Origin of the sequence: Nguyenibacter sp. L1 (genome assembly GCF_035199985.1) — a bacterium.
Lineage (GTDB): Bacteria > Pseudomonadota > Alphaproteobacteria > Acetobacterales > Acetobacteraceae > Gluconacetobacter > Gluconacetobacter vanlangensis.
Map to the genome: position 1 here is coordinate 1,639,184 of NZ_CP127015.1, position 22,874 is coordinate 1,662,057.

Below are 22,874 nucleotides of genomic sequence, written 5' to 3' on the forward strand. Positions count from 1 at the left end.
TCCACGGTTTCAGCGGATCATACGGCAGCCAGGACGATCAGCCCGGCAAAGACCATGGCGATCCGGCTGGTGCGGTCGCGCAGCGCCCAGATGACCGGGTCGTCATGCATGTGGCGCCGGTGCGCGACCATCAGCGCCCGCGCCAGCAGAAACAGCAGGATCGGCGGCAGCAGCCACAAAACATCGGGGTGACGATACATCGCCCTTACGGAATCCGATGCGATATACAGCGAAAACACCGTGACCGCATTGCAGCCGCATGCCGCCGCCAGCGACGCCAGGACCCCCAGATCGTCCTTGCGATATGCCCGGCTGCTGGATTCCGGCAGGTTCTTGTCCAGCCGCACCAGCAATTCGGTATAACGCTTGACGATCGCAAGAGACGTGAAGACGAACAGCGAGAATGCCAGGATCCATTCGGACAGGACGATGCCGGTCGCCGCCGCGCCGCCGACCAGCCGGGCGGTGTAGAGCAATCCCAGCCCCACGACATCGCCCAACTGCTTGCGTTTCAGCCAGAAGGAATAACAGGTGGTCAGGACGACATAGCCAAGCAGCGTGGCCGAAAAGAGCGCCGGCAGCATCATGCACAGGGCGACCGCGCACAGCGCGAGCACGGGAATGGCCGCAAGTGCCGCATGAATCGACAGGCGGCCGCTCGCCAGCGGGCGATGTCTTTTCGACGGGTGATGTCGGTCGTCGTCCAGATCGACCAGGTCATTGACCAGATAGATCGCCGAGGCCGTCACGCAGAAGGCCAGGAACGCGGCGATGCTTTGCAGCAGGCCCGACACGCCGAACGCATGGGCCGCCAGGACGGGCAGAAAGACCAGCACGTTCTTGGCATATTGGTGCACCCGCAGGGCACGCATCCATGTTTTCAGCGATTGTCCCGGTTTTTCCAGAACCGTGACGTTATCGGACGATTTCAGCCTGCGCAGCGAGGCGCCGTCCAGCCCGATCGCCAGCCTGCGGCGCGCATGGCGCCAGATTTCAAGATCTTGCCGGTGATTTCCGACATAATCGAAACCCTGCTCGCCGAATGCCTCGATCAGCGCCCGCGCCTTGTTGGCGCCGCTGAGATTGGTTCGGGTGTCGCTGGCAAAAACGCCCGAGAAACCGCCAAGATGGCCGGATACCGCGTCGGCATAGCGCGCGTTGCTCGCGGTCGCCAGATAGACCGGACGCCCGGCGGCGCGGGCTTCGTCGATCACCGCCAGCACCGCGTCCTGATATGGCAGGGTCGCGGGGTCGATCTCGACACGTCCCGCCAGGTCCTGTTTCAACTGCGCCTTGCCGCGCCACAGCGATGAGAACAGCGCGGGCAGGGAGCTGATCTCTCGCCCGACGCAACTGAAAAAGGATTCGATCAACAGATCCGAGGCAATCAACGTGCCGTCGAGATCAACAACCAACGGATATCGCGTTTCATGAATCAGCGCCGCCGACGTATCCATTTCTCGCCTCAATATATATTATGAAATATCTTTTTAATTTTTGAAATAATCCGGAAATTCTTCAATTTATATTGTTCTTTATATTTTCTTGCGTCTTCAGGGATTCGACGCGATAAAAAACGTCCTTCGCCGCCCGCGACGTACGATGTCCGGCAAATCCGAACAGCACATCGTCGGCAAGGCCGTCGCCGGCACTGCAGGCCAGAGCGTCATCCGACCGGGCAGGATCAGCGGTCGGATAAGGATGTCCATGACAATAGAAAGTTAAAGTTTTTTGGCGTAATTCTGTGTCCGGCCGGCCGCCCGCGCCCGATGACCGATTTTCCGACATCCGGCACACCGGATGTTAATTCTTCGCTCACCGATCGTTAACGTCCGACCGCAAGAGCAACATTCCGCGGCGGCCAAAGTTGCGGACCGCCGGCGAAATTTTACCTCGATTTTCTTTCCGCGTTTTTCTTTATAGTACGTTTGGGCGCAGGTGACCCACCCCCGTCACCCCAGATCGCGCCACAGATCGATCCCGCCCTCGTGCGCATAGCGATCGATCAGGGTCAGTTCCGCATCGCTGAATGCCAGCCCGTTCAGCGCGTCCAGCGAGTCATCCAGTTGCGCGACGTTGCGCGCGCCGATCAGCGCCGACGTCACGCGCGGATCGCGCAGCACCCAGGCGATGGCCATCTGCGCCAGGCTCTGCCCCCGCGCGCGCGCAATGTCGTTCAGCGCGCGGACATGAGCCAGATTGCCCTCGGTCAGCATCGCGGCGGTAAAGGAATCGCCCGCCGCCGCGCGGGAATCGGCCGGCACGCCGTTCAGATATTTGTTCGTCAGCAACCCTTGCGCCAGCGGCGAGAAGGCGATGCAGCCCACCCCCAGCTCGGCCAGCGTGTCCAGCAATGCGGTCTCGACCCAACGGTTCAGCATCGAGTACGACGGCTGGTGGATCAGCAGCGGGACGCCTTCGGCCCGCAGGATCTCGGCCGCCTGGCGGGTCCGTTCGGGTCCATAGGAGGAAATGCCGACATAGAGCGCCTTGCCCTGGCGATGCATCTGCACCAGCGCGCCCATCGTCTCTTCCAGCGGCACGTCGGGCGTGGGACGGTGGGAATAGAAGATGTCGACATAATCCAGGCCCATGCGGCGCAGGCTCTGGTCGAGCGAGGCCAGCAGGTATTTGCGCGACCCGCCGGCACCGTAGGGACCGGGCCACATGTCCCAGCCGGCCTTGGACGAAATGATCATCTCGTCGCGATGCGCCGTGAAATCCTTCCTGATGATCGTACCGAAATTCTCCTCGGCCGAGCCGTAGGGCGGGCCGTAATTATTGGCCAGGTCGAAATGCGTCACGCCCCGGTCGAAGGCCCGGCGAATCACCGCGCGTCCGGTCTCGAAGACGTCGATGCCGCCGAAATTATGCCAAAGCCCCAGCGAGATCGGCGGCAGATCCAGCCCCGACCGGCCGCAGCGGCGGAAGGTCGCGGATCGATAGCGTTCGGGATTGGGTGTCCAGGTCATGACAGGGTCTCCTTCCATGGCGGACGGACAGCATCATGCGCCCGTCGGCCACACTATGCGCAGACATCCGCCTCGCTGTTGCTTTCGGCGTCGAACATCACGACCTTGTTCCGGCCGCCGGCCTTTGCCAGGTACAACGCGGCGTCGGCCGCGGCAAGCAGCGGACGCAGGCCCGTCAGCCCGTGGCCGGATGCGTGCACCATGCCGATGCTGATGGTGACGAAGATCGCAGCACCGCCATCGGTCGTGATCTCCAGCGTTTCGACCCGATGGCGCAGCCGCTCGGCCAGGCTGCGCGCGTCCTGCGGAGCGATATCGAACAGGGTGACGGCGAATTCCTCGCCGCCCATCCGCCCGAACAGGTCGGTATGGCGCAATTCGCCGGCGATCGCGCGGGTGACCTCGACCAGCACCACGTCGCCGGCGAAATGTCCCATCCCGTCATTGATCTGCTTGAACAGGTCGAGATCGAGCATCATCACCGCGACCCCCTTGAATGACGCGGATGTCGGGCGCAGCAGCGCCTCCTCGCTCAGTTCCAGGTAGGTCCGCCGGGCCAGCGCGCTGGTCAGGCTGTCCCACGCGACGGCGCGATGCAGTTGCGCGATCAATTGCCGCTGCCGCTCCATGATCGTCGATACCGTCAGCGGCCCCAGCACCATCAGCGTCAGCCCCAGGCGGAACGACGTCGTGACCAGGGTATGGCTGTAGACGTGCGGGATGACGATCAGTCCCTCGACCTGCAGGGTGGTGATCGCCGTGTTGAACGCCACCACGACCAGGCTCATGGGAAAGATCGGATAGGCCAGCGCACACCACAGCAGGGCCGGCACCGGAAAGGCGATGGCGCCCGGACCGCCCAGCAGGACCATCAGCCCGACCGACAGCGCCAATGTCAGCAGCGGCCCCACATGCCGGACATGGCGCCACCCGAGCGTCCAGGACAGCCGCCTGCGCTCGCCCAGCCATCTCTGCCCGGCCAGGCAGACCGTCAGCAGGATGACGTAGCGGTTGCATTCCGTGCTGAACCAGACGGCGAAACCGGCCCAGGCCGGCCGGTTGAACATCATGGTGGACAGGCCCGACCCGACCAGCGCCGCGGCGCCCGCTGCGCAGGCGCAGACCACGAACAGGTACAGCATGGCCGATGCCTGGTCCATGCGCCGGCGTTCCGCCCCCATGGCGCGGTACAGGACGTACCCGGTGGCGACCCCCGCCATATTGGCGGCCGTCAGCCAGACATTAACCAGCAGCGTGTCCCCGGCCAGGCCGTCCGCCAGCAGATAGGCCGCCCCCGCCGCCAGCCAGCTTCCGGGACGGGCAAGGGTGGGAAAGGCGATGAACAACCCCAGCAGCAGCGCATTGGCCGGCCAGCTTTCCGCCAGCAATCCGAACGGGCGCGTCAGGACACCGAACATGGCAGCGGCGAACACCGCAAGTCCGACCACGCCGGCTGCCAGCAGGGGGCCAATCGTCCGTTCACGCATCATCTTCCAGCCGCAGCGATTATCGACAGCCCTTATACAGGCATTTGCGTCAAAAAGCTTCAGCGATGCGGCGCGCCGGTCACCCGCCAGACGACGTTGCCCACGTCGTCGGCCACCAGCAGCGCCCCCTGGCCGTCCAGCGCCAGCCCCACCGGCCGGCCATGGACATGGTCGGTGTCGGGCGTCAGGAAGCCGGTCAGCGCGTCGCGCGGCGGCCCGGCGGGATGGCCATCGGCGAAGGGCACGTACAGCACCTTGTACCCGCTCTTGGGCGCGCGGTTCCACGATCCGTGCTGCGCGACGAACAGGCCGCTGCGCCAGGATTCGGGCAGCGAACTGGCCTGCGAGAACACGATGCCCAGCGACGCCGTGTGCGGCCCCAGCGCATAATCGGGCGCGATCGCCCTGGCGACCAGGTCGGGCCGCTGCGGCCGGACGCGCACATCGACATGCTGCCCGTAATAGCTGTAGGGCCAGCCATAGAACGCCCCCTCCTTCACCGAGGTGACATAGTCGGGGACCAGGTCGCTGCCGATCTCGTCCCGTTCGTTCACCGCCGTCCACAGGGCGCCGGTCTGCGGCTCCCACGCCAGGCCGTTGGGGTTGCGCAGCCCGGTGGCGAAGGGGCGCAGCGCACCGGTGGCGATGTCGAACCGGTCGATGCGCGCGCGCCCCTCTTCCATCGCCATGCCGTTGTCGGCGACATTGCTGTTGGAGCCGACCGTGACATACAGCGTACGGCCATCCGGGCTGGCCAGCAGGTTCTTGGTCCAGTGATGGTTATAGCCCGCCGGCAGGTCCGCCACCTTCGTTCCCGGACCGTCGATATGCATCGCCCCCGGATGATAGGTGAAGCGCATCAGCGCGTCGGCATCGGCGACATAGAGCGCATCGCCGACCAGGGCCATGCCGAACGGCGAATAGAGATGGTCCAGGAACACGCTGCGCTGGTCCGCGACGCCGTCGCCGTCGGTGTCGCGCAGCAGGACGATGCGGTTCGGGCTTTTCTCGCCCGCGCCGACCGCCCCCATGACGAACCGTGCGATGCGGTTCTTCAGCGTGCGGATATCGGTACCGGGCGAGTTGGTTTCCGCGACCAGGATATCGCCGTTCGGCATCTTGTACAACCACCGCGGATGGTCCAGCCCGGTGGCGAAGGGCCGCACCACCAGGCCGGGCGCCGCGACGGGCGCCTCGGCGCCGTGCCAGCCGACCGGGGTCGCGATATTGACGGTCGGCAGGAAGGTGGGATCGGGCGCGGGCAGCACCGGATGCGGGCCGGTACCGGCCGCGACCGTCTGCGTCGCCTGTTCGGGATGCAGCGCCAGCCGATAACAGCCGGCAGTCAGCAGCGCGAGCAGGACGGCACCGCCCAGCAGCAGCCGGGTAGGAGGGCGTTTCATGGCGAAACCTCGACGGGCGGGAAGGCCCCGTGGGCTGGCCCGGACCGTCCGGCCCGGCCAAGGGGCCGAATGGAGAGAATCAACGAAACAAGGCGTGCCCCGAATGTCAGCCCAATCCCCGCCGCCACGCAACCGCGCGCGCCCGTCATTCAAACCGGCCAATGTCCCGCCTTCGCAATCCGCGGGCGCATCCCGACGATCGGGATCCATCTAAGTCATTGTTTTATCAAACATCTCTGGCGGACGAACCGCCTGTCATTCTATCACAATAATTTGAGACGATTTGCCCAACATCGGGGCACAGGCCGCCCGTGCCCTTGCGGCCGGCCATCCAGCGGGTTGTAATGGCGGGAAATATTTCGGAGACCATGATGCGACATGTCATTGGGGCTGGACGCGCCCTGTCGATCGGGCTGGGCCTGCTGCTGGCGTCCCATGCGGCGGGTGCCGCCGACGCCAGGATGGGGCTGGAGGGCGTGCCGCGCTATGACAACATCATCGTCATCGAAATGGAAAACCGCCAGTTCGGCCAGATCATCGATGCCCGGCCCGCGACCTCGCCGCACATGACCCGCCTGGCGCATGAATACAACGTCGCCACGCGCTATTACGGCATCACCCATGTCAGCCAGCCCAATTACGTCGCGCTGATGTCCGGCGACCAGCAGGGCCTGGTCGATGACGATCCCTGGTACTGCCAGACGGACGGCACGCCCCTGCCGCGCGAGACGGCTATCGTCGCCGGCGAACCCGACCCGATGCCGATGGAAGATCGTTGCGGCGGCCATGCCGCGAAGGGGCCCTATCCCGACCATCATTTTCGGGTCCCCAATTTCTTCGCCCAGCTCGACCGCGCCGGGATCTCGTGGGCGATGTTCAGCCAGTCGATGTATGTCGACCCGAAGACCGGCCGGCCCGCGCCGGAAATGCCCCAATATCCGACCAGGGCCCAGAATCCGGACCTGTATTCGCTCTATGTGTCCAAGCATAATCCGTCGGTCAATTTCGACGATATCCGCGAATCCGCCGATTTCTATCGCCACAACCGCACCGACGCCGCCTTCTTCCGGCAGGCCGCCGCCGGCACGCTGCCTCGTTTTTCGTATGTCATTCCCGATCTGTGCCATGACGACCATGGGCCCAGGGGCACGCTGCAGCACGCGCCGCAATGCCGGGGAAAAGGATCGGGCCCGTCCCCGCTGCTGACGAGCGGAGACGACTATGTGCAGACGCTGGTCGATGCGGTGCGCGCCTCGCCGCTGTGGCATTCACGGCGCAACGTGGCGATCGTCATCACGTTCGACGAGGACGATTACGGCAGCGCCGGCATCCAGGGCTGCTGCGGCTATCACCCCGCTGATCCCAACCAGGGCCGGGTCGGCCCCATCAATCAGGGCGGCGGCCTGATCCCGACCATCGTCATCACCAATCACGGCGTCCGCGGGGTGCGCGACGACACCCCCTACAACCATTATGCGCTGCTGCGCACGATGGAAGACAGTTTCGGGATCGGCACCTATCTCGGCCACGCCGCCGACCATGTCGCGATCCAGCCGGCGGACGGCGCCTTCCGGCAGACGCCGGTCCTGCCGATGGTCCCGATGTTCCGCATCGCCCCCAGCCGCTGACTTCCTGCCCCTTCTACCCGGGCCTGTTTTATTGCTGGAAGGCGCGGGCGAGGGCGTGCTGTGTTTCGAGCGAGACGGGCAGAGCGGAGGCTGTCAGGGGGACGCCCTGCCATCCGGCGCCGATGGCGGTATAGAGGGCGACGGCGTCCTGCAGCCGCTCCAGCCGGGCGACGGCCTCGGCGTTCTCGGCGGCCAGCGCGGTGCGCTCGGTGGTCAGCACATCCAGGAAGCCCACCAGCCCGGCGCCATACAGCCGGCGCGCCCGGTCGCTGGCCAGCGCGCTGTCCTGCGCCGCGCGGTGCAGCCATTCGGTGTGTTCCACGTCGTCATGCCAGGCCGCCATCGCGTCCTCGACCTCGCGGAACGCCTGCAGCACCGTCCGGCGATAGGCCAGGCGGCTGGCCTCCGCCGCCGCCTGCGCCGCGCGCACCTGCGCCGTCAGCTTGCCGCCATGCATCAGCGGCAGCGACGCCATCATGAAGAACTGCCAGCTCAGCGCCCCGGTCTCGAACAGCTGATACATCGCCGACGCGTTCGGGTTGAAGCTCAGCGGGATGCTGAAATTCGGATAGAGCTGCGCCACCGCAACCCCGATCCGCGCCGTCGCCTCGGCATAGGCCCGTTCGGCCCGGCGGATGTCCGGCCGGTTGGCCAGCACGACCGACGGCACCGTCGCCGGAAAATCCGGCACGCGCGGCAGCGGCCCCGGCTGTTCCAGCGCCGCCGCGCTGGTGCCGGGCATCTGTCCCATCAGCACGTCCAGCGCATGGGTGATCTGCGCGATATGGGTGCGCAGCGGCTCGCGCGCCGCGATCTGCGTCTCCAGTTCGGACTGCGCCTGCGCGACCTGCAGCGTGGTGCCCACCCCCTGCTGATACAGCCGCTGCGCCAGGTCGCGGGCGTCCTGCGCCACCCGGATGTTGCGCTCGGCGATCTGCAGCCGCAATTGCGTGTCGCGCAGCACCATGTAGTCGCCGGCCAGTTCCGACAGCATGGTCATCAGCACCGCGCGCCGGTCCTCGACCGTCTCCTCCACCGCGCGCTCCTGCGCCTCGACGCTGCGGCGGATCCGCCCGAACACGTCGAGCTGCCAACTGGCGCTGACCCCATAGGACAGGTACGACGCCTCGGGCCGGTTCGCCGGATTGCCCGGCCGGATCGGCCAGTTGTCGATATTGATCGAATAGCGGCTGTCCCCCGCCACGGTGCTGGCGTCGATCTGCGGATACCAGGCCGAGGCCTGGGCATCGCGCAGCGCCCGCTCGGCCAGGATGCGCTGGCCGGCGATGCGCAGATCGTAATTGCCCGCGATCGCCCGGTCCACCAGCCGGTCCAGTTCAGCATCGCCGAAACGATGCCACCAATCCTTCATCTCGGCCGTGGTGCGGGCGATCTCCGCCGGCGTCGCGGCATGGCCGTCCTCGGCAAAGCGCGCGGGGATCGCCATGCGGTCGGGCTGGTAGCGCGGCCCCACCGTGCAGGCCGCCAGCAGGCCCGCCGCCCCCAGCAGCAGGCCGGCCCTGCCGGTCCCCTGGTTCTTCATTCTCATCGCGCGGCCCGGCTCACAGATGGTCTTGCAGCCAGGTGGTCAGCCGCCCGCGCTGGCCGGGCGTCTCCGGCCCCACCGTCACCGTGCAGGTCATGCCCGCCGCCAACGTGACGCTGTCCGGCACCCGGTCGAGATGGATGCGCACCGGGATGCGCTGCGCCAGCCGCACCCAGGTGAAGATCGGATTGACGTCCTGCAGCCCCAGCCGGTCCGGATTGCCGTTCTGGTCGTTGATGCCGCGCGCGATCGATACGACATGGCCGGGCAGGATCGGCTTGTAGCCCATCAGCTTGACGCGCGCGGCGTCGCCGACATGCACGCCCCACATCTTGGTTTCCTCGAAATACCCGTTCACCCAGAAGGAATCGGCATCGATCACCGCCAGCCGCGGCTGGCCCGCCGTCGCGTAATCCCCCACCCGCAGGTTCAGGTTGGTGACATAGCCGTTGACCGGCGCATACAGCACCGAGCGCTGCAGGTTCAGCTTCGCCAGGTCCAGCGCCGCGCGCGCCGCATCCACCGCGGCGATCTGCGTCGCCACGCCGGAATTGAACCGCTCCTGCTCCTCGGCCGACACGATGCCGCCCAGCCCCATCCGGCGCTTCGCGTCGCTCTGCTTCAGCTTCAGCTCCTCCAGCGCGCCGTCCAGCCGCGCCTGCGCCTCGCGCACCGCCAGGTGGAAGCGCACCGGATCCAGCACGAACAGCGGGTCGCCCCTGTGCACGAACTGGTTGTCCACCACCGGCACCTGCACCACCGTGCCCGGCACCTCCGGCGCCACGTCGACGACATAGACCCGCACCCGCCCGTCGCGGGTCCATGGCGCGATCATATACGTGTCCCACAGATCCATCCCCAGCACGATCGCCAGAACGACGACCGCCAGGGTCAGCACCACCCGGATCAGATTACGCAGCAGGGGCATCGCACTCTCTCGAACATCCGCAAAATACCCGGTCAGACATACAAAATCAGAAAGCACAGCACGCACGCGTACAGCGCCACCTCGAACAGCGCCAGGTGCCAGAACCACCCCATCAGCCCCGTCCACCACAGCACAAGGCGGATCGCCATCGTCACCGGAAACGCCGCAACCGCATACACCACGATCGGCGCCATAAACACGCCAAACAGGTCAAATTCGCTCAGCATCCCTTCACCCCTCAGCTCCCGCGCGGACCGGCATCGCGGACAGCGGCAGCGCCGCGCCCGCCACCCCCGGGTCCAGTTGCAATGGTCCATGGCGATGGAAGAAGCCCGGGACCGCACGCAGGATATACGCCGCCTGCTGCAGGCACGCGGCCGCGCGCCGCGCCTGCAGCGCGTACCCGGCATCCGCGTGCCCGGCCGCGCGCGACAGCATCGCCTGCGCGCCATCGGCCAGCCCGCGCGCGGTGCCCTCGGGGTCGTCGCGCAGGCGCGCGAACCCGTCCAGCGCGGCGCGCAGGCTGGCGCGGTCGGCATCGTCCAGCACCGGCAGCGCCGCGATGCGCCGCGCCCGCACCACCAGCCGCCCCAGCGCGACCGCCCCCAGCGCGGCGTCGGTATAGGCGTTGCGCTCGCGCACCGCCATGCACAGCGACAACCGCATGGCCAGGCGCATGATCTTCTGGATCTGCACCCCTTCCCAGGTCACCCACGCGCCGGGCGTCTCGGGCAGGACAAGCGCCAGCCGGCGCACCCCCCGGCCGATCGAGGCCACCAGCCGCGCGGCGTCCAGCCGGTCATCGGGCGGCAGAACGACGCGAAAGCCCAGCACCAGCAGCACGCACGCCACCGCGAAGGTCAGCCAGTTATTGGTCAGGGACAGGTCATGGTACCGGATCGGATTCGCAACGTCGAGCAGCGCGGTAAAGAACACCGAGTAGCCGAAGGCGCCGATCCCCCAGCGCGGGCTGAACTGCATCCACACCCCGGGCAGCAGGAACAGGCACAACGCGCCCAGCAGAAGCGGAAACCCGTCGATGCGCGGCAGCACCAGCATGTGGCAGGCGATTCCCGCCGGGATCGACAGCAGCGTTCCCCCCGCCATCAGCACGCTGGCGCGCGACGCCGAGGGCGTGGTCGACACCAGGCTGGACGCGGCGACGACATACAGCATCAGCATCGGGCCGGCGCTCCAATGCAGCACGTACCACATCAGCCCGGCCAGCAGCGTGATGACCCCGCCGCGCGCGCCGTTGCGCAGCGCCGTGGGCCAGTCCAGAAACCAGCGCAGCCGCGCATGCCGCGGCGCGTGTTCGGCGGACAGGTACAGCAGCACGCCGTCCAGTTGCGACAGCACATCGTGCAGGTTGTCGATCGCGGCCAGCACGGCGATGTCGGCCTCGTTGCGCTCGGCCTGGGTCAGGTGCGCCCGGGCGGCGGCGATCAGCGCGCGAATCGGGCGGATATCCTCCATCCAGCCGGGACGACCGACAATCGCCAGGATCTGTTCCATCAACCCGGCCAGGTGCGCATGCAGCCGCTCCATGGCGGGCGCCGTCACCTCCATGCTGCTCCACAGCGGATGATAGGTCGCGACGACCCCCGCCAGGCCGCTGAGCCCCACGCGCAGCGCGCCGATCCGCCGGCGGATCTCATAGGTATCGGTCGCCGCGTATTCCACCGCCGAGATCAGCGCGCCGATCCGCGACATCAGCACGCCGCGCCGGTCGTACAGCGGCGTGGGCAGGGACCTGAATTCCCCCGTGACCGACAGCGGCGCCGCCTCGGCCCCCGCCACGCCACGGCGGAAATTGTGATAGGCCATGGCATGGTCGACCGTATCGCGCACGATCTGCGCGATCTGCGCCGCCACGTTTTCCGGCCGGCGCATCGTCGTGACCAGAAAGACGACGGCCGTGGCGACGACGCCCACCGTGACCGCCGACAGGCGCGACAGCGCGCTGACGAAGATGCCGTTCGGATCGGCATAGGCGGGCGCTGCGACGATCACGATCGTATAGCCGGTCAGCACGGCCGCATAGGCCCTGAACAGCCGCAGAAAGGTCGCGACCAGACAGGCGAACGCCACGACCACCGCCAGGACCATCATGTACAGCACCGGCGACTGCGCCAGCACGGCCATCATCGCCACCGCGATCGCCGCCCCCAGCACGGTGCCGATCACGCGCCAGATGCTCTTGGACATCAGCGCGCCCACCGTGGGATTGGCCACGATCATCACCGTGGTGACCGAGCTTAACGGCGATTCCAGTTGGAACAGGAACGAACAGAACAGCGCCAGCGCGATCGCCGCGAAGGTCCGCGCGCAGAAGGCCGCGCGCCCCCTTATGTCCTGCCAGCGCGCATCCTCGGCAAAGAGCGCCCACAGCCGGCGCGGCAGGTCCATCGCCCTATGCCTCCGCCCCGGCGCCGTCATGCGTGCGGCGCTCGGCATTCAGCAGGATACGATCCATCACCCGCACCAGCGCGGGCGCCGCATCGGAGTCCAGGCCCATGGTCAGGTCCCGCTCGAGCCGGGCGGCGATCCGGTGGAACTGGCGGCATTTGCGCTGCCCCGCGGGCGTGATGAACAGCCGGTTGGTCCGCCGGTCGGCCGCGTCGGGGCGGCGTTCCACCAGCCCCGACGCCTCCAGCAGGTCCAGCACCCGCACCAGGGCCGACGTATCGGTATCCATCGCCGCCGCCAGGGCGCGCTGGGACGTACCGTCCGGCATCATCATCAGATAGGCCATCGGCCGAAACCCCGCGACGCTCAGCCCGGTGGATTTCAGCGCGCGCTCCAGCCGCGTGCGCCATACCGCGCCCAGCCGGATCACCCGGAACGTCATCGCCACGTCGCGGAACCGGGCTTCGTCGATCTGCAGGAAGCGGCGCATTCCCTGCGCTTCCGCATCGTCCTCCGCCCGCCTGTCCATTCCCGCCCCCCTGCATGGCCGGGCGGTTGATTGCCATGACCACTAATTCCATGGCAACAGATATTTTCGGCAAGGCTGCCGCGGGTGATCCGCAATGCTCCGGGCCAGGTCCTGCTTCATCCTCCCTTGACAATGGGTTTTTGACAATCGGCCGGAAATGAAGTCTACCTTGGCAGGTTTCCTGCCCATAATCGCACGCCCGATGTCCAAGCCCCCGTCCTCCATGCCGGACCCGACCATGTTAGACCCGACCGCGCCGGAAGCCCTGGCCATGATGCTGCGTGTCGTGACCGGCAAGCTGAAGCGCCGCCTGCGCGAACAGGCCGCGCAGGACGGCTTCAATCTCTCCCAATTGTCGGTCCTGTCGCGCCTCGAGCGCGCCGGCCCCGCCACCATCAGCGCCCTGGCCCGCGCCGAGGGCATGCGCACCCAGTCCATGGGGCCGCACATCGCGGCTCTCGAGGCGGCCGGCCTGGTCCGCGGCAGCCCCGATCCCGCGGACGGGCGCCAGACCATCCTGTCGCTGACGGCGCAATTCCGGACCTGGGTCGCCGGCCGCCGCGCGGCGCGCGAGGACTGGCTGGCCGGCATCCTCGCCGCGCACTTCTCGGCCGCCGAGCGCGCGGACCTGGCGCGTGCCCTGCCTTTGCTGGAACGGCTTGCCGAATCCTGATCCGCCCCTCCTGATCCGCCCCCTCCTGATCCACCCTGCCCCTGGAACAGCCCCGAAAGGCCATCACCGGCGTGACGCACCTCTTCCGCTCGCTCCGTCATCGCAATTACCGGATCTGGGCGGCCGGCGCGCTGGTGTCCAATATCGGCACCTGGATGCAGCGTACCGCCCAAGACTGGCTGGTCCTGACCGAACTGACGCATCGCGACGCCACCGCAGTCGGCATCGTCATGGCGCTGCAATTCGGCCCGCAGCTTCTGCTGCTGCCCTGGACAGGCTATGCGGCCGACCGGCTGGAGCGCCGCACCTTGCTGATGGCGACGCAGGGCACGATGGGCGCGCTTGCGCTGGGGCTGGGCATCCTGACCGTGACCGGCGCCGTCCGGCTGTGGCAGGTGGATCTGTTCGCCCTGATCTTCGGCTGCGTCACCGCCTTCGATTCCCCGGCGCGGCAGATCTTCGTCTCGGACCTGGTGGATGACGGCGACCTGCCGAATGCGGTCGCGCTCAATTCCACCTCGTTCAATGCGGGCCGCATGCTGGGGCCGGCGGCCGCCGGACTGTGCATCGCCGCCCTCGGCTCCGGCTGGGCCTTCGTGCTGAACGGCCTGTCCTTTCTGGCGGTGCTGGCGTCGCTGACGGTCCTGCGCCGCGGCGAACGCCATCCGGCCGTGGGCGATTCCACCCGGCAGGCGCCGCGCGGGCTGACGGCCGGGTTCCGTTACGTCTGGCAGCGCCGCGATCTCAGGACGATCATCCTGATGCTGTTCCTGATCGGTACCTTCGGGCTGAATTTTCCGATCTTCATTTCCACCATGGCGGTCGGCGTGTTCCACCTCGGCGCCGACGGCTACGGTTTGCTGAACACCGTCATGGCCTGCGGCACCCTCGGCGGCTCCCTGCTCGCCGCCGGGCGGGACCGTACCGGCCTGCGCGGCCTCGCCGCCGCCGCCGCGCTGTTCGGCGCCGGCTGCGCCCTGGCCGCGCTGGCCCCCAACGCCGTGTTCTTCGCGGGGGCCCTGGTCCTGGTCGGCATCTCCGCCCTGACCTTCACCACCGCGACCAACAGCCAGATGCAATTATCCAGCACTCCCGAAATGCGCGGCCGGGTCATGGCGATCCGCCTGGCGGTGGCGCTGGGCGGCACGCCGGTCGGCGCCCCCATCGTGGGGTGGATCGCCAATCATTTCGGACCGCGCTGGGCACTCGGCATCGGCGCCGCCGCCGGGCTTGCCGCCGCCCTCGTCGCCATGCGCGCCCTTGCCCCCGCAGGACGGCGCGAAACGCGCTGAACCCGCCGGCCGGGCCCTTACCAGGGAAAGAGCCGCAGGTCCGGCGCCAGCCAGCCCCGCCTGGCCGCGATGCTGAACAGGCGCGGCCGGCTCCAATAGTCCAGCAGCCAGCCCGGCTGCCCCAGCGGCGTCGCCACGAGGTCGTCCGCGATGTGCCAAAGCGGCGTTTCCCCGGGATAGCGCCGCAGGAAACCGGCCGCCGCCCGCATCGAGGCGACGGTGATCGTTTCATGATACCCGCCCTGGTCGTCGTTCACCCCGCCGGTCGCCACGTTATAGGCCCGGATGATCGCGCCGACCTGCCCCTGCGCGACCAGGCCGGAGCGATGACGCAGCAGCCACAGCGCGGCCGCGAAATGCGCGGCATGGGTCCAGTCGGGCTTGGGCAGGGTGCGATCGAGCAGGCCGCGCCCGATCCGCTCGATGTCGTCGTCACTGGAAAAGATCGTCACGACCCGTGCATCCTTCTGTTCTTTTTTAAAAAAGAACCAAAAAACTTTTGAACGTTCGGGGACTATGTGCCGGGCACGCAAAAAGTCCCTGATATCAGCAGGCCGGCGGAACGCGAAAGAATTCGATCAAATGATCCAGCACCAGCCTGGTCTTGGGCGGCATGCGGCGGCCCAGCGGGATCAGGGCATGCACGGGCGGTCCGTCGGCATCGGCCTCGGGCAGCAGATGCACCAGCGTGCCCATGCAGACATGCGGGTGCGCCATCCAGTCGAAGATCTGCACGATGCCCATTCCGGCGATCGCCGCATCCACCATCGCCCGCCCGTCGGCCAGCACCAGCCCGGCCTTGGGTGCCAGGTCGGACTGATGTCCGCATTCCGTCACCGCCCAGGGGATCGGCCGCCCGGCATGACCGCGATAGATGACCGCCTCCTGCCCGCACAGGTCCTTGATGCTGTCGAGCGGTCCGCTGCGCGCCAGGAAGCCGGGCGAGGCATAGAGCCCGAAGCGCGGCGTGCCCAGCCGGCGCACCAGCATGTCGCCCGTCGCCGGCAGCGCGCCCACCCGCACCACGATGTCCCAGCCATCGGCCACCGGGTCCGACTGGCGGTCATTCAGCGACAATTCCAGCGTCACCTTGGGGTGGGACGCCCGCAACGACGCCAGCATCGGCATCAGGAACTGCCCGAATCCGACCGGCAGATCCATCCGCACCCGGCCGGCCGGCTCCGCCCGGCGGGCGGCCAGCGCGACATGCGCCTCGCTCAACCCGTCCAGCGCGGCCCGCGCGGCCTCGAAATAGGTTTCGCCATCCTCGGTCAGCCGCACGGCCCGCGTCGTGCGCTGGAACAGCCGGGTGCCCAACTGCGCCTCCAGCCGCTGCACCGCCTTGCCGACATTCGACTTGCTGGTGCCCAGCCTCTGGGCGGCGCGGGTGAAATTGGCATGCTCCGCCACCGCGACGAACATCCCGATGTCGGACAGGCCCATGCCTTCGCGACTCATGCTCCGCCCCCCTGCCTGCAACGCCCCGCATGAGGCATGATCCCGATTCTCCTCACTCGCGGGCCCCGATATTGTATCCAATACGGATACAGAGTGTCGCCTGACAACCTATTTATCTCCGCCTTTCTTCCGTCGATATTACGGTCAGGCAAGATAAAGAAGCGGCAGCCCCTGCAGGCCCAGAATCCTGGAACCTCGGGACATCCTGGAACCTTTGGGGCCCGACCGCCCGGCACAGACCGCCTCGCCCGCGTGCCGCACCCGCGCGCCCCCCGATGTCGTACAGTCATGCCGCACCCCCATCGCGGCATGTTGCAAGGATATGCCCGAGATATGCTGACCGAACCGTCCGGCGCGCCGCCGCCCGAACGCGCCCCCGTGTAATCGCGGCCCACCGGCCGCCACCGTCTTCCGACAGACATGCGGGCAAGACCCGCCGTCCCGTCCCCGCGCCTGCGGGCGACGCACGGCGCCCCTTGCCCGCCCGATCCGAAAAGAACATCCCCATGGGCATAGTGGGCCTGGCGCTTCGGCGCCCCTATACGTTCCTGGTCGCCGGCGTGCTGATCCTGCTGCTGGGCGTCTCGGCCATCTTCCGCACGCCGACCGACGTCTTTCCCGCGATCGACATCCCCGTCGTCACGGTGGTCTGGTACTATGACGGGCTGAACGCGCCCGAGACCGAAAAACGCATCAGCACCTATACCGAATTTTCCGAAAGCTTCTTCGTCAACAACCTCCGCACGATCGAAAGCCAGACGACGCCCGGGCTGGTGGTGCAGAAACTCTATTTCCAGCCCAACGTGAATATCGACCTGGCGGTGGCGCAGACCGTATCGGCCACCAATTCGATCCGCGCGTTCCTGCCCGAAGGCACGCAGCCGCCGATCATCATGCAATACAGCGCCTCCAGCGTGCCGGTGCTGCAACTGGCGCTGTCCTCGGACAAGCTGACGGAAAGCGACCTGTACGATTACGGCATCTATCGCATCCGCCAGCAATTGGCGCCGATTCCCGGCACGCTGCTGCCCCCGCCCTATGGCGGCAAGATCCGCCAGGTGATGGTCGATATCGACCCGGCCAAGCTGGCCGGCACGGGCCTGACGCCGCTGGACGTCTCGAACGCGGTGAACGCGCAGAACCTGACCCTGCCGGCCGGCACGGTCAAGTTCGGCGCCACGCAATATGACGTGCGGATGAACGGCATGCCCGACATCGCCGCCCGGCTGAACGACGTGCCGCTGAAACGCGACCCGGCCACCGGCGCGATCCTGCGCATCCGCGACGTGGCGCAGGTGCGCGACGGCACGGCGGTGCAGCAGAACATCGTGCGCACCGAAGGCCGGCGTTCGGTCCTGCTGTCGATCCTCAAGGCCGGCGACGCCTCGACGCTGGACGTGGTGAACGCCATCCGCAACCGCGTGCTGCCCGTCACCCGTGCCGCCGCCCCGCCGGGGATGAAGATCGACGAGCTGTTCGACCAGTCCCTGTTCGTCAAGGCCGCGATCAACGGCGTGGTGTCCGAGGCCGTGATCGCCGGGCTGCTGACCGCGGCGATGATCCTGGCCTTCCTGTCGAGCTGGCGCTCGACCCTGATCGTGGCGATCTCGATCCCGCTGTCGATCCTGTCGTCGATCGCCATCCTGTCCGCCACCGGCCAGACCCTGAACCTGATGACCCTGGGCGGGCTGGCGCTGGCCGTCGGCATCCTGGTCGACGACGCCACCGTCACGATCGAGAACATCCACCGCATCCGCCATGACGGCGCCGAACTGCGCCGCGCGGTGCTGGAGGGCGCGGCCGGCATCGCCCTGCCGACCCTGGTCTCGACGCTGGCGATCTCCAGCGTGTTCGTCTCGGTCGAATTCCTGATCGGCCCGGCGCGCTATCTGTTCACGCCGATGGCGCTGGCGGTGGTGTACGCCATGCTGGCCTCGTACGGCATCAGCCGCACCCTGGTGCCGATCTTCGCCGCCATGCTGCTGAAGGCCGAGGAAAGCCAGGCGGCATCGCGCGCGGCCCGCGGCCTGCCCCCCACGATGCTGCAGCGGTTCGGCGCGCGCTTCGACGCGGGCTTCGCCCGGCTGCGCGACGGATATGCCCATATCCTGCAAGGGCTGATCGAAAGCAACTGGCGGGTGCCGGTCCTGGCTGTGGTGGTGCTGACCCTGGGCGGCGTGCTGTCGACCCAGGTGGGGTCGGACTTCTTCCCCAGCATCGATGCCGGCGAATTCCGGCTGCATGTCCGCGCCCCCGCCGGCACCCGGATCGAAAGCACCGAGCACCTGTTCGACCAGGTCGAGGACACGATCCGCGCCACGATCCCCGCGAACGAGCGCCAGTTGATCCTGGACAATATCGGCATCGCCTTCCGCTATACGATGCCGTTCGACGACGGCACCACGATCGGCCCCAATGACGGGCAGATCATGGTGGCGCTGAAGCCCGACCATCACCCCACGGCGGGGTACATCCGCCGGCTGCGTACCGTCCTGGCGCAGAAATTCCCCGAGGCCGTCTTCTATTTCCAGCCGGCCGACATCGTGACCCAGATCATCGATTTCGGCCTGCCCGCCCAGATCGACGTCCGGGTCATGGGCTATGACGCGCCGACCGACCGCACGATCGCCCGGTCGATCCTGCGCGAGATCGCGCAGGTGCCGGGCGTCACCGACGTGCATATGCACCAGGAAATCGCCGCCCCCGAGCTGCGGCTGGACGTCGATCGCGTGCGCGCCAACGATCTGGGCCTGACGCTGAACGACGTGGCGCGCAACGTCATGATCTCGCTGGCCTCGTCCAACACCGTCACGCCCAATTTCTGGGTCGATCCCAACACGGGCATCCAGTATCCCCTGGCGGTGCAGACGCCGCAATACCGGCTGACCGGCCTGCGCGAACTGGGCAATACGGTGGTCGCGAGCCCCGCCGGCGCGGGCGGCGCGCCGACGCTGCTGGACAATGTCGCGGGCATCCGCCGCGACCTGGCGCAGAGCGTGATCTCGCACAGCAACATCCAGCCGGTGCTGGACATCTATGCCAGCGCCGAAGGCCGCGACCTGGGCGCGATCGCCGCCGATATCGACCGCATCGTCGCCCGCCACCGCGCGCAGCTCAGCCCGGGCAACGCGATCGAGGTCCGGGGACAGATCGATTCGATGCGCTCGACCTTCGCCCGGATGGGGGTGGGGCTGATCGTGGCGGCGATCGCCGTCTATCTGCTGATGGCGGTCAATTTCCAGTCCTTCACCGACCCGTTCGTGGTCATCATGGGCCTGCCGGGCGCGATGTGCGGCATCGTCTTCATGCTGTTCGTCACCGGCACGACCTTTTCGGTCCCGTCGCTGATGGGCGCGATCATGAGCGTCGGCGTCGCCAGCGCCAATTCGATCCTGCTGGTCACCTTCGCCAAGGAACGGCGCGGCGACGGCCTGACCGCCGCCGAGGCCGCGCTGGAGGCCGGCCGCGCCCGCCTGCGCCCGATCCTGATGACCTCGCTGGCCATGGTGGTGGGCATGCTGCCCATGGCGCTGGGCCTGGGCGACGGGGGCGAGCAGAACGCGCCGCTGGGCCGCGCGGTGATCGGCGGCCTGCTGATGGGCACCTGCGCCACCCTGTTCATCGTCCCCTGGCTCTATAGCCGCCTGCGCAAGCGCGAAAGCCGCATTCTCGAGGAATACAGCCATGTCTGACATGTCCGCTTCACCCGGCGCGCCCGCCGCGCAGCCGTCCCGTCCGAAGCTGCCGCGCCTGGCCGGCCCCGCCATCGGGCTGGGCGTGCTCGCCGCCCTCGGCTATGGCGCGATCGCCCATGCCAGGCGCGACGCGGCCACCCGGGACCTGGCGGCCTATCGCCAGTCCCTGCTGCCCGAAGTCCGCACCATGCGCGTCGCCGCCAGCGCGGCCCCGGTGCCGCTGGACCTGCCCGGCGCCACCGAACCGCTGGAAACCGCGGCGATCGGCGCCCGCGCCTCGGGCTATGTCGCCCAACGCCTGGTCGATATCGGCACGCATGTGCAGGCCGGGCAGGTGCTGGCCGTCATCCACGCGCCCGAGATCGACCAGCAGGTCCAGCATGCCCGGGCCGCGCTGGCCCAGGCCCAGGCCGACCTGGACCTGGCGCGCGCCACCGCCGGGCGCAGCGCCCGGCTGATCGGCGACGGCGCCGTCAGCCGCCAGAACTGGGATACCGACCAACTGACGCAGAAGGCCCGCCTGGCCCAGCAGCAGGCCGCCCTGGCCGCCCTGGCCGAGGCCACGCAGCACCAGGCCTACATGACGCTGACCGCCCCATTTGACGGGGTGGTGACCGCCCGCACGGTCGAGGTCGGCGACCTGGTCGGCGCGGACGGCGCCGGCCAGCGGCCGCTCTTCGTCGTGGCGCGCACCGACCGGCTGCGCGTGCGCGTGCGCGTGCCGCAGGACTGGGCCGCCAGCATCGCCCTCGGCATGGCCGCCAGCGTCGGCATCCCCAACCGGCCGCACCTGGTCCTTACCGGCACCGTCGCGCGCACCGGCCATGCGCTGGAGGCCGGCAGCCGCACCCTACCGGTGGAAATCGAACTGGACAACGCCGACGGGCGCCTGGCCGCCGGGCTGTACGCCACCGTGCGCTTCGCCGTCCCGCGCCCGCTGCCGGTGGTGCTGATCCCGGCCGAGGCCCTGATCTTCGACGCCGACGGCCTGTCGGTGGCGACCGTCGACGCCGATCGCCGCGTGACCCTGCGCCCGGTCTCGGTCGGGCGCGATTACGGCGACCGGGTCGAAATCACCGGCGGCCTGCCCGACGGCAGCCGGCTGGTGGTCAATCCGCCCTCCGCCCTGCGCACCGGCAGCCAGGTCATTCCCCATTCCGACGACATGAAAGGGGCCTGATCCCCATGCCCACATTCCCCCGACCGATCGCCGCCAGGCATGGGGGGGCCATGCTGGCGGCCATGCTGCTGGCCGGCTGCACCATGATCCCGGAATATCACCGCCCGGCCGCCCCCGTCGCGGCCGCGTGGCCCCGCGGCGCGGCCTATGGCCCGCCTGCCCCGGCCACATCTCCCGGCGGCGACGCCCTGCCCGCCGACTGGTCCGCCGATTGGCGGCAATTCTACCGCGACCCGGTCATGCGGGCTCTGATCGCGCTGGCGCTGGACAATAACCGCGACCTGCGCATCGCCCGCCAGCAGGCCGAGGCCGCCAGCGCGCAGTTCGACATCGAGAGCGCGTCCCTGTTCCCCACCCTGGACGGCACCGCCGGCGCCAATGTCCAGAAGCAATATTCGCGGATCTGGAGCCTGTCGCAGACCTCGGGCCCGTTCTACATGCGCCAATATGCCGTGGGTTTCGGCATTTCGGCCTATGAGGTCGATCTGTGGGGACGGGTGCGCAGCGCCTCGCGCGCCGCCTTCGACCGGGCGATGGGCTCGGCCCTCGACCACCAGGCCCTGCAGATCAGCCTGACCGCCGCCGTGGCCTCGGCCATGCTGGCCTGGGTGGCCGACAACCAGACCGTGCGGATGACGCAGCAGATCCTGGAGAACTGGCGCCATACCGACGCGCTGATCCGGCACACCGCGCAGGTCGGCACCGGCACCCAGTTGGACGTGGCCCAGGCGGACTCCGCGGTGCATGAGGCCGAAACCGATCTGCAGCTTTATACCCGCCAGCGCGCCCAGGCGCTGAACCAGTTGGAGCTGCTGGTCGGCGCCCCGCTGCCGGACGGTCTGCGCGGGGCGCTGGAGGCCAAGACCACCCTGGCCGGTGTGGTGCCCTTTCCCGCCATTCCGGCCGGATTGCCGTCCGACCTGATCGGCCGCCGCCCGGACATCCTGGCGGCCGAGGCGGCACTGCGCGCCGCCAATGACGATATCGGCGCCGCCCGCGCGGAGTTCTTCCCCAAAATCCAGATCACCGCGTCGGGCGGCACGGCCAGCAACAACATCACCCGCCTGTTCGAGAGCGGCATGGGGGCCTGGAACGTCGCGCCGCAGATCACCATGCCGCTGTTCGACGCCGGGCGCCTGACCGCGCAACTGCACATGGCCCACGCCCGGAAGACGGAAGACATCGCCCGCTACGAGAAGACGATCCAGACCGCGTTCCGCGAAGTCGCGGACGCCCTGGCCGGCCGCGGCACCTATCTGCAGCAGCTCGCCGCCCAGGACGCGCTGATCGCCTCCAATGGACGGCAATACACGCTGGCGCTCGACCGGTTCGAAGCCGGCTACGATACCTACCTGGCCACCCTGACCGCCCAGCGCACGCTCTATGCCGCGCAACTGGGCGGCATCACGACCCGGCTCCAGGACCTGTCGAACACCGTGACCCTGTACAAAGCCCTCGGCGGCGGCTGGCCCGGCACCGTGCCGGCCCGGCCCTTCAAGCTGGGCGATCATATTCTCTGATCATATTTGTTCTTTTTTGAAAAAAAGAACCAAAAAACTTCTGAACGTTCGGGGACTATTTGCCGGGCACGCAAAAAATCCCCGAACGAATAAAAGTCTTTTTGCTTCTTTTTCGGAAGACAAAAGAAGAAGAGACCCCGCCCCTCCTGGACGG

18 protein-coding genes are annotated in these 22,874 nt (G+C 67.9%); 6 read left to right on the forward strand and 12 right to left on the reverse strand.

Translation table 11 applies throughout. The features are described from left to right. Positions 1-17: 17 nt before the first annotated feature. From QN315_RS07500 to QN315_RS07520, 5 genes are all read right to left on the reverse strand, one after another. Positions 18-1,457, reverse strand: coding sequence for a UbiA family prenyltransferase (locus tag QN315_RS07500; protein ID WP_408904604.1), 1,440 nt, complete (start codon positions 1,455-1,457; stop codon positions 18-20). A 61-nt stretch (positions 1,458-1,518) separates the two neighbouring features. Continuing rightward, positions 1,519-1,788 carry a hypothetical protein gene (locus QN315_RS07505; protein ID WP_323992619.1) on the reverse strand — a complete coding sequence of 90 codons (270 nt, stop codon included), beginning with the start codon at positions 1,786-1,788 and terminating at the stop codon, positions 1,519-1,521. Between the two features lie 164 nt (positions 1,789-1,952). Beyond that, a complete protein-coding gene (gene mgrA / locus QN315_RS07510) occupies positions 1,953-2,972 on the reverse strand; it encodes an L-glyceraldehyde 3-phosphate reductase (RefSeq protein ID WP_323992621.1) in 1,020 nt (339 codons plus the stop codon). A gap of 53 nt (positions 2,973-3,025) precedes the next feature. Next, positions 3,026-4,462 (reverse strand): diguanylate cyclase, encoded by a 1,437-nt coding sequence (locus tag QN315_RS07515; RefSeq protein WP_323992623.1) that lies wholly within the window; start codon positions 4,460-4,462, stop codon positions 3,026-3,028. Positions 4,463-4,518: 56 nt separating this feature from the next. After that, positions 4,519-5,862 carry a sorbosone dehydrogenase family protein gene (locus tag QN315_RS07520; RefSeq protein ID WP_323992625.1) on the reverse strand — a complete coding sequence of 448 codons (1,344 nt, stop codon included), beginning with the start codon at positions 5,860-5,862 and terminating at the stop codon, positions 4,519-4,521. 371 nt (positions 5,863-6,233) lie between these two features. Here QN315_RS07520 and QN315_RS07525 point away from each other — a divergent pair, with 371 nt between their 5' ends. Then, positions 6,234-7,490, forward strand: a complete 1,257-nt coding sequence (locus QN315_RS07525; RefSeq protein ID WP_323992627.1) for an alkaline phosphatase family protein — start codon at positions 6,234-6,236, stop codon at positions 7,488-7,490. 28 nt (positions 7,491-7,518) lie between these two features. On the opposite strand, the gene QN315_RS07530 is transcribed toward QN315_RS07525, so the two are convergent. From QN315_RS07530 to QN315_RS07550, 5 genes are read right to left on the reverse strand one after another with little or no spacing between them, the layout of a single operon-like run. Continuing rightward, on the reverse strand, positions 7,519-9,039 hold the full coding sequence (locus QN315_RS07530) for an efflux transporter outer membrane subunit (protein ID WP_176638748.1): 1,521 nt from the start codon (positions 9,037-9,039) through the stop codon (positions 7,519-7,521). A gap of 13 nt (positions 9,040-9,052) precedes the next feature. Then, entirely contained in the window at positions 9,053-9,964 is a 912-nt protein-coding gene (locus QN315_RS07535) for an HlyD family secretion protein (RefSeq protein WP_176638747.1), read from the reverse strand. A 32-nt stretch (positions 9,965-9,996) separates the two neighbouring features. Further along, positions 9,997-10,191, reverse strand: a complete 195-nt coding sequence (locus QN315_RS07540; RefSeq protein ID WP_323992629.1) for a DUF1656 domain-containing protein — start codon at positions 10,189-10,191, stop codon at positions 9,997-9,999. 4 nt (positions 10,192-10,195) lie between these two features. Then, positions 10,196-12,373: an FUSC family protein gene (locus QN315_RS07545; RefSeq protein WP_323992631.1), complete on the reverse strand. Its 2,178-nt coding sequence runs from the start codon at positions 12,371-12,373 to the stop codon at positions 10,196-10,198. Positions 12,374-12,377: 4 nt separating this feature from the next. After that, the gene (locus QN315_RS07550) at positions 12,378-12,902 is read right to left on the reverse strand and encodes a MarR family transcriptional regulator (RefSeq protein WP_323992632.1); all 525 of its coding nucleotides are present in this window, start codon (positions 12,900-12,902) and stop codon (positions 12,378-12,380) included. Positions 12,903-13,140: 238 nt separating this feature from the next. On the opposite strand from QN315_RS07550, the gene QN315_RS07555 reads away from it, so the two are divergent. Both QN315_RS07555 and QN315_RS07560 read left to right on the forward strand, forming a co-directional pair. Then, positions 13,141-13,575 (forward strand): MarR family transcriptional regulator, encoded by a 435-nt coding sequence (locus tag QN315_RS07555; RefSeq protein ID WP_323992635.1) that lies wholly within the window; start codon positions 13,141-13,143, stop codon positions 13,573-13,575. A 71-nt stretch (positions 13,576-13,646) separates the two neighbouring features. Beyond that, positions 13,647-14,867, forward strand: coding sequence for an MFS transporter (locus tag QN315_RS07560; RefSeq protein ID WP_323992637.1), 1,221 nt, complete (start codon positions 13,647-13,649; stop codon positions 14,865-14,867). A 17-nt stretch (positions 14,868-14,884) separates the two neighbouring features. On the opposite strand, the gene QN315_RS07565 is transcribed toward QN315_RS07560, so the two are convergent. Next, positions 14,885-15,319, reverse strand: coding sequence for a hypothetical protein (locus QN315_RS07565; protein WP_323992639.1), 435 nt, complete (start codon positions 15,317-15,319; stop codon positions 14,885-14,887). 94 nt (positions 15,320-15,413) lie between these two features. Beyond that, on the reverse strand, positions 15,414-16,325 hold the full coding sequence (locus tag QN315_RS07570) for a LysR family transcriptional regulator (protein ID WP_323992641.1): 912 nt from the start codon (positions 16,323-16,325) through the stop codon (positions 15,414-15,416). Positions 16,326-16,831: 506 nt separating this feature from the next. Between QN315_RS07570 and QN315_RS07575 the strand changes: the two genes are divergently transcribed. From QN315_RS07575 to QN315_RS07585, 3 genes are read left to right on the forward strand one after another with little or no spacing between them, the layout of a single operon-like run. Further along, positions 16,832-20,017: an efflux RND transporter permease subunit gene (locus QN315_RS07575; protein WP_323992643.1), complete on the forward strand. Its 3,186-nt coding sequence runs from the start codon at positions 16,832-16,834 to the stop codon at positions 20,015-20,017. Further along, entirely contained in the window at positions 20,010-21,200 is a 1,191-nt protein-coding gene (locus QN315_RS07580) for an efflux RND transporter periplasmic adaptor subunit (protein WP_323992645.1), read from the forward strand. Before QN315_RS07575 ends, QN315_RS07580 begins: the two co-directional genes overlap by 8 nt. A gap of 5 nt (positions 21,201-21,205) precedes the next feature. After that, on the forward strand, positions 21,206-22,720 hold the full coding sequence (locus QN315_RS07585) for an efflux transporter outer membrane subunit (protein WP_323992647.1): 1,515 nt from the start codon (positions 21,206-21,208) through the stop codon (positions 22,718-22,720). Positions 22,721-22,874 lie beyond the last annotated feature (154 nt).

Excerpts from the sequence above, each read along its gene's own strand:
- QN315_RS07545 (WP_323992631.1), bottom strand. The coding sequence starts at position 12,373 with ATGGACCTGCCGCGCCGGCTGTGGGCGCTCTTTGCCGAGGATGCGCGC.
- QN315_RS07540 (WP_323992629.1), bottom strand. The coding sequence starts at position 10,191 with ATGCTGAGCGAATTTGACCTGTTTGGCGTGTTTATGGCGCCGATCGTG.
- QN315_RS07535 (WP_176638747.1), bottom strand. The coding sequence starts at position 9,964 with ATGCCCCTGCTGCGTAATCTGATCCGGGTGGTGCTGACCCTGGCGGTC.
- QN315_RS07585 (WP_323992647.1), top strand. The coding sequence starts at position 21,206 with ATGCCCACATTCCCCCGACCGATCGCCGCCAGGCATGGGGGGGCCATG.
- QN315_RS07500 (WP_408904604.1), bottom strand. The coding sequence starts at position 1,457 with ATGGATACGTCGGCGGCGCTGATTCATGAAACGCGATATCCGTTGGTT.
- QN315_RS07580 (WP_323992645.1), top strand. The coding sequence starts at position 20,010 with ATGTCTGACATGTCCGCTTCACCCGGCGCGCCCGCCGCGCAGCCGTCC.
- QN315_RS07520 (WP_323992625.1), bottom strand. The coding sequence starts at position 5,862 with ATGAAACGCCCTCCTACCCGGCTGCTGCTGGGCGGTGCCGTCCTGCTC.
- QN315_RS07505 (WP_323992619.1), bottom strand. The coding sequence starts at position 1,788 with ATGTCGGAAAATCGGTCATCGGGCGCGGGCGGCCGGCCGGACACAGAA.
- QN315_RS07515 (WP_323992623.1), bottom strand. The coding sequence starts at position 4,462 with ATGATGCGTGAACGGACGATTGGCCCCCTGCTGGCAGCCGGCGTGGTC.
- QN315_RS07555 (WP_323992635.1), top strand. The coding sequence starts at position 13,141 with ATGTTAGACCCGACCGCGCCGGAAGCCCTGGCCATGATGCTGCGTGTC.
- mgrA (WP_323992621.1), bottom strand. The coding sequence starts at position 2,972 with ATGACCTGGACACCCAATCCCGAACGCTATCGATCCGCGACCTTCCGC.
- QN315_RS07525 (WP_323992627.1), top strand. The coding sequence starts at position 6,234 with ATGCGACATGTCATTGGGGCTGGACGCGCCCTGTCGATCGGGCTGGGC.
- QN315_RS07570 (WP_323992641.1), bottom strand. The coding sequence starts at position 16,325 with ATGAGTCGCGAAGGCATGGGCCTGTCCGACATCGGGATGTTCGTCGCG.
- QN315_RS07530 (WP_176638748.1), bottom strand. The coding sequence starts at position 9,039 with ATGAGAATGAAGAACCAGGGGACCGGCAGGGCCGGCCTGCTGCTGGGG.
- QN315_RS07550 (WP_323992632.1), bottom strand. The coding sequence starts at position 12,902 with ATGGACAGGCGGGCGGAGGACGATGCGGAAGCGCAGGGAATGCGCCGC.
- QN315_RS07575 (WP_323992643.1), top strand. The coding sequence starts at position 16,832 with ATGGGCATAGTGGGCCTGGCGCTTCGGCGCCCCTATACGTTCCTGGTC.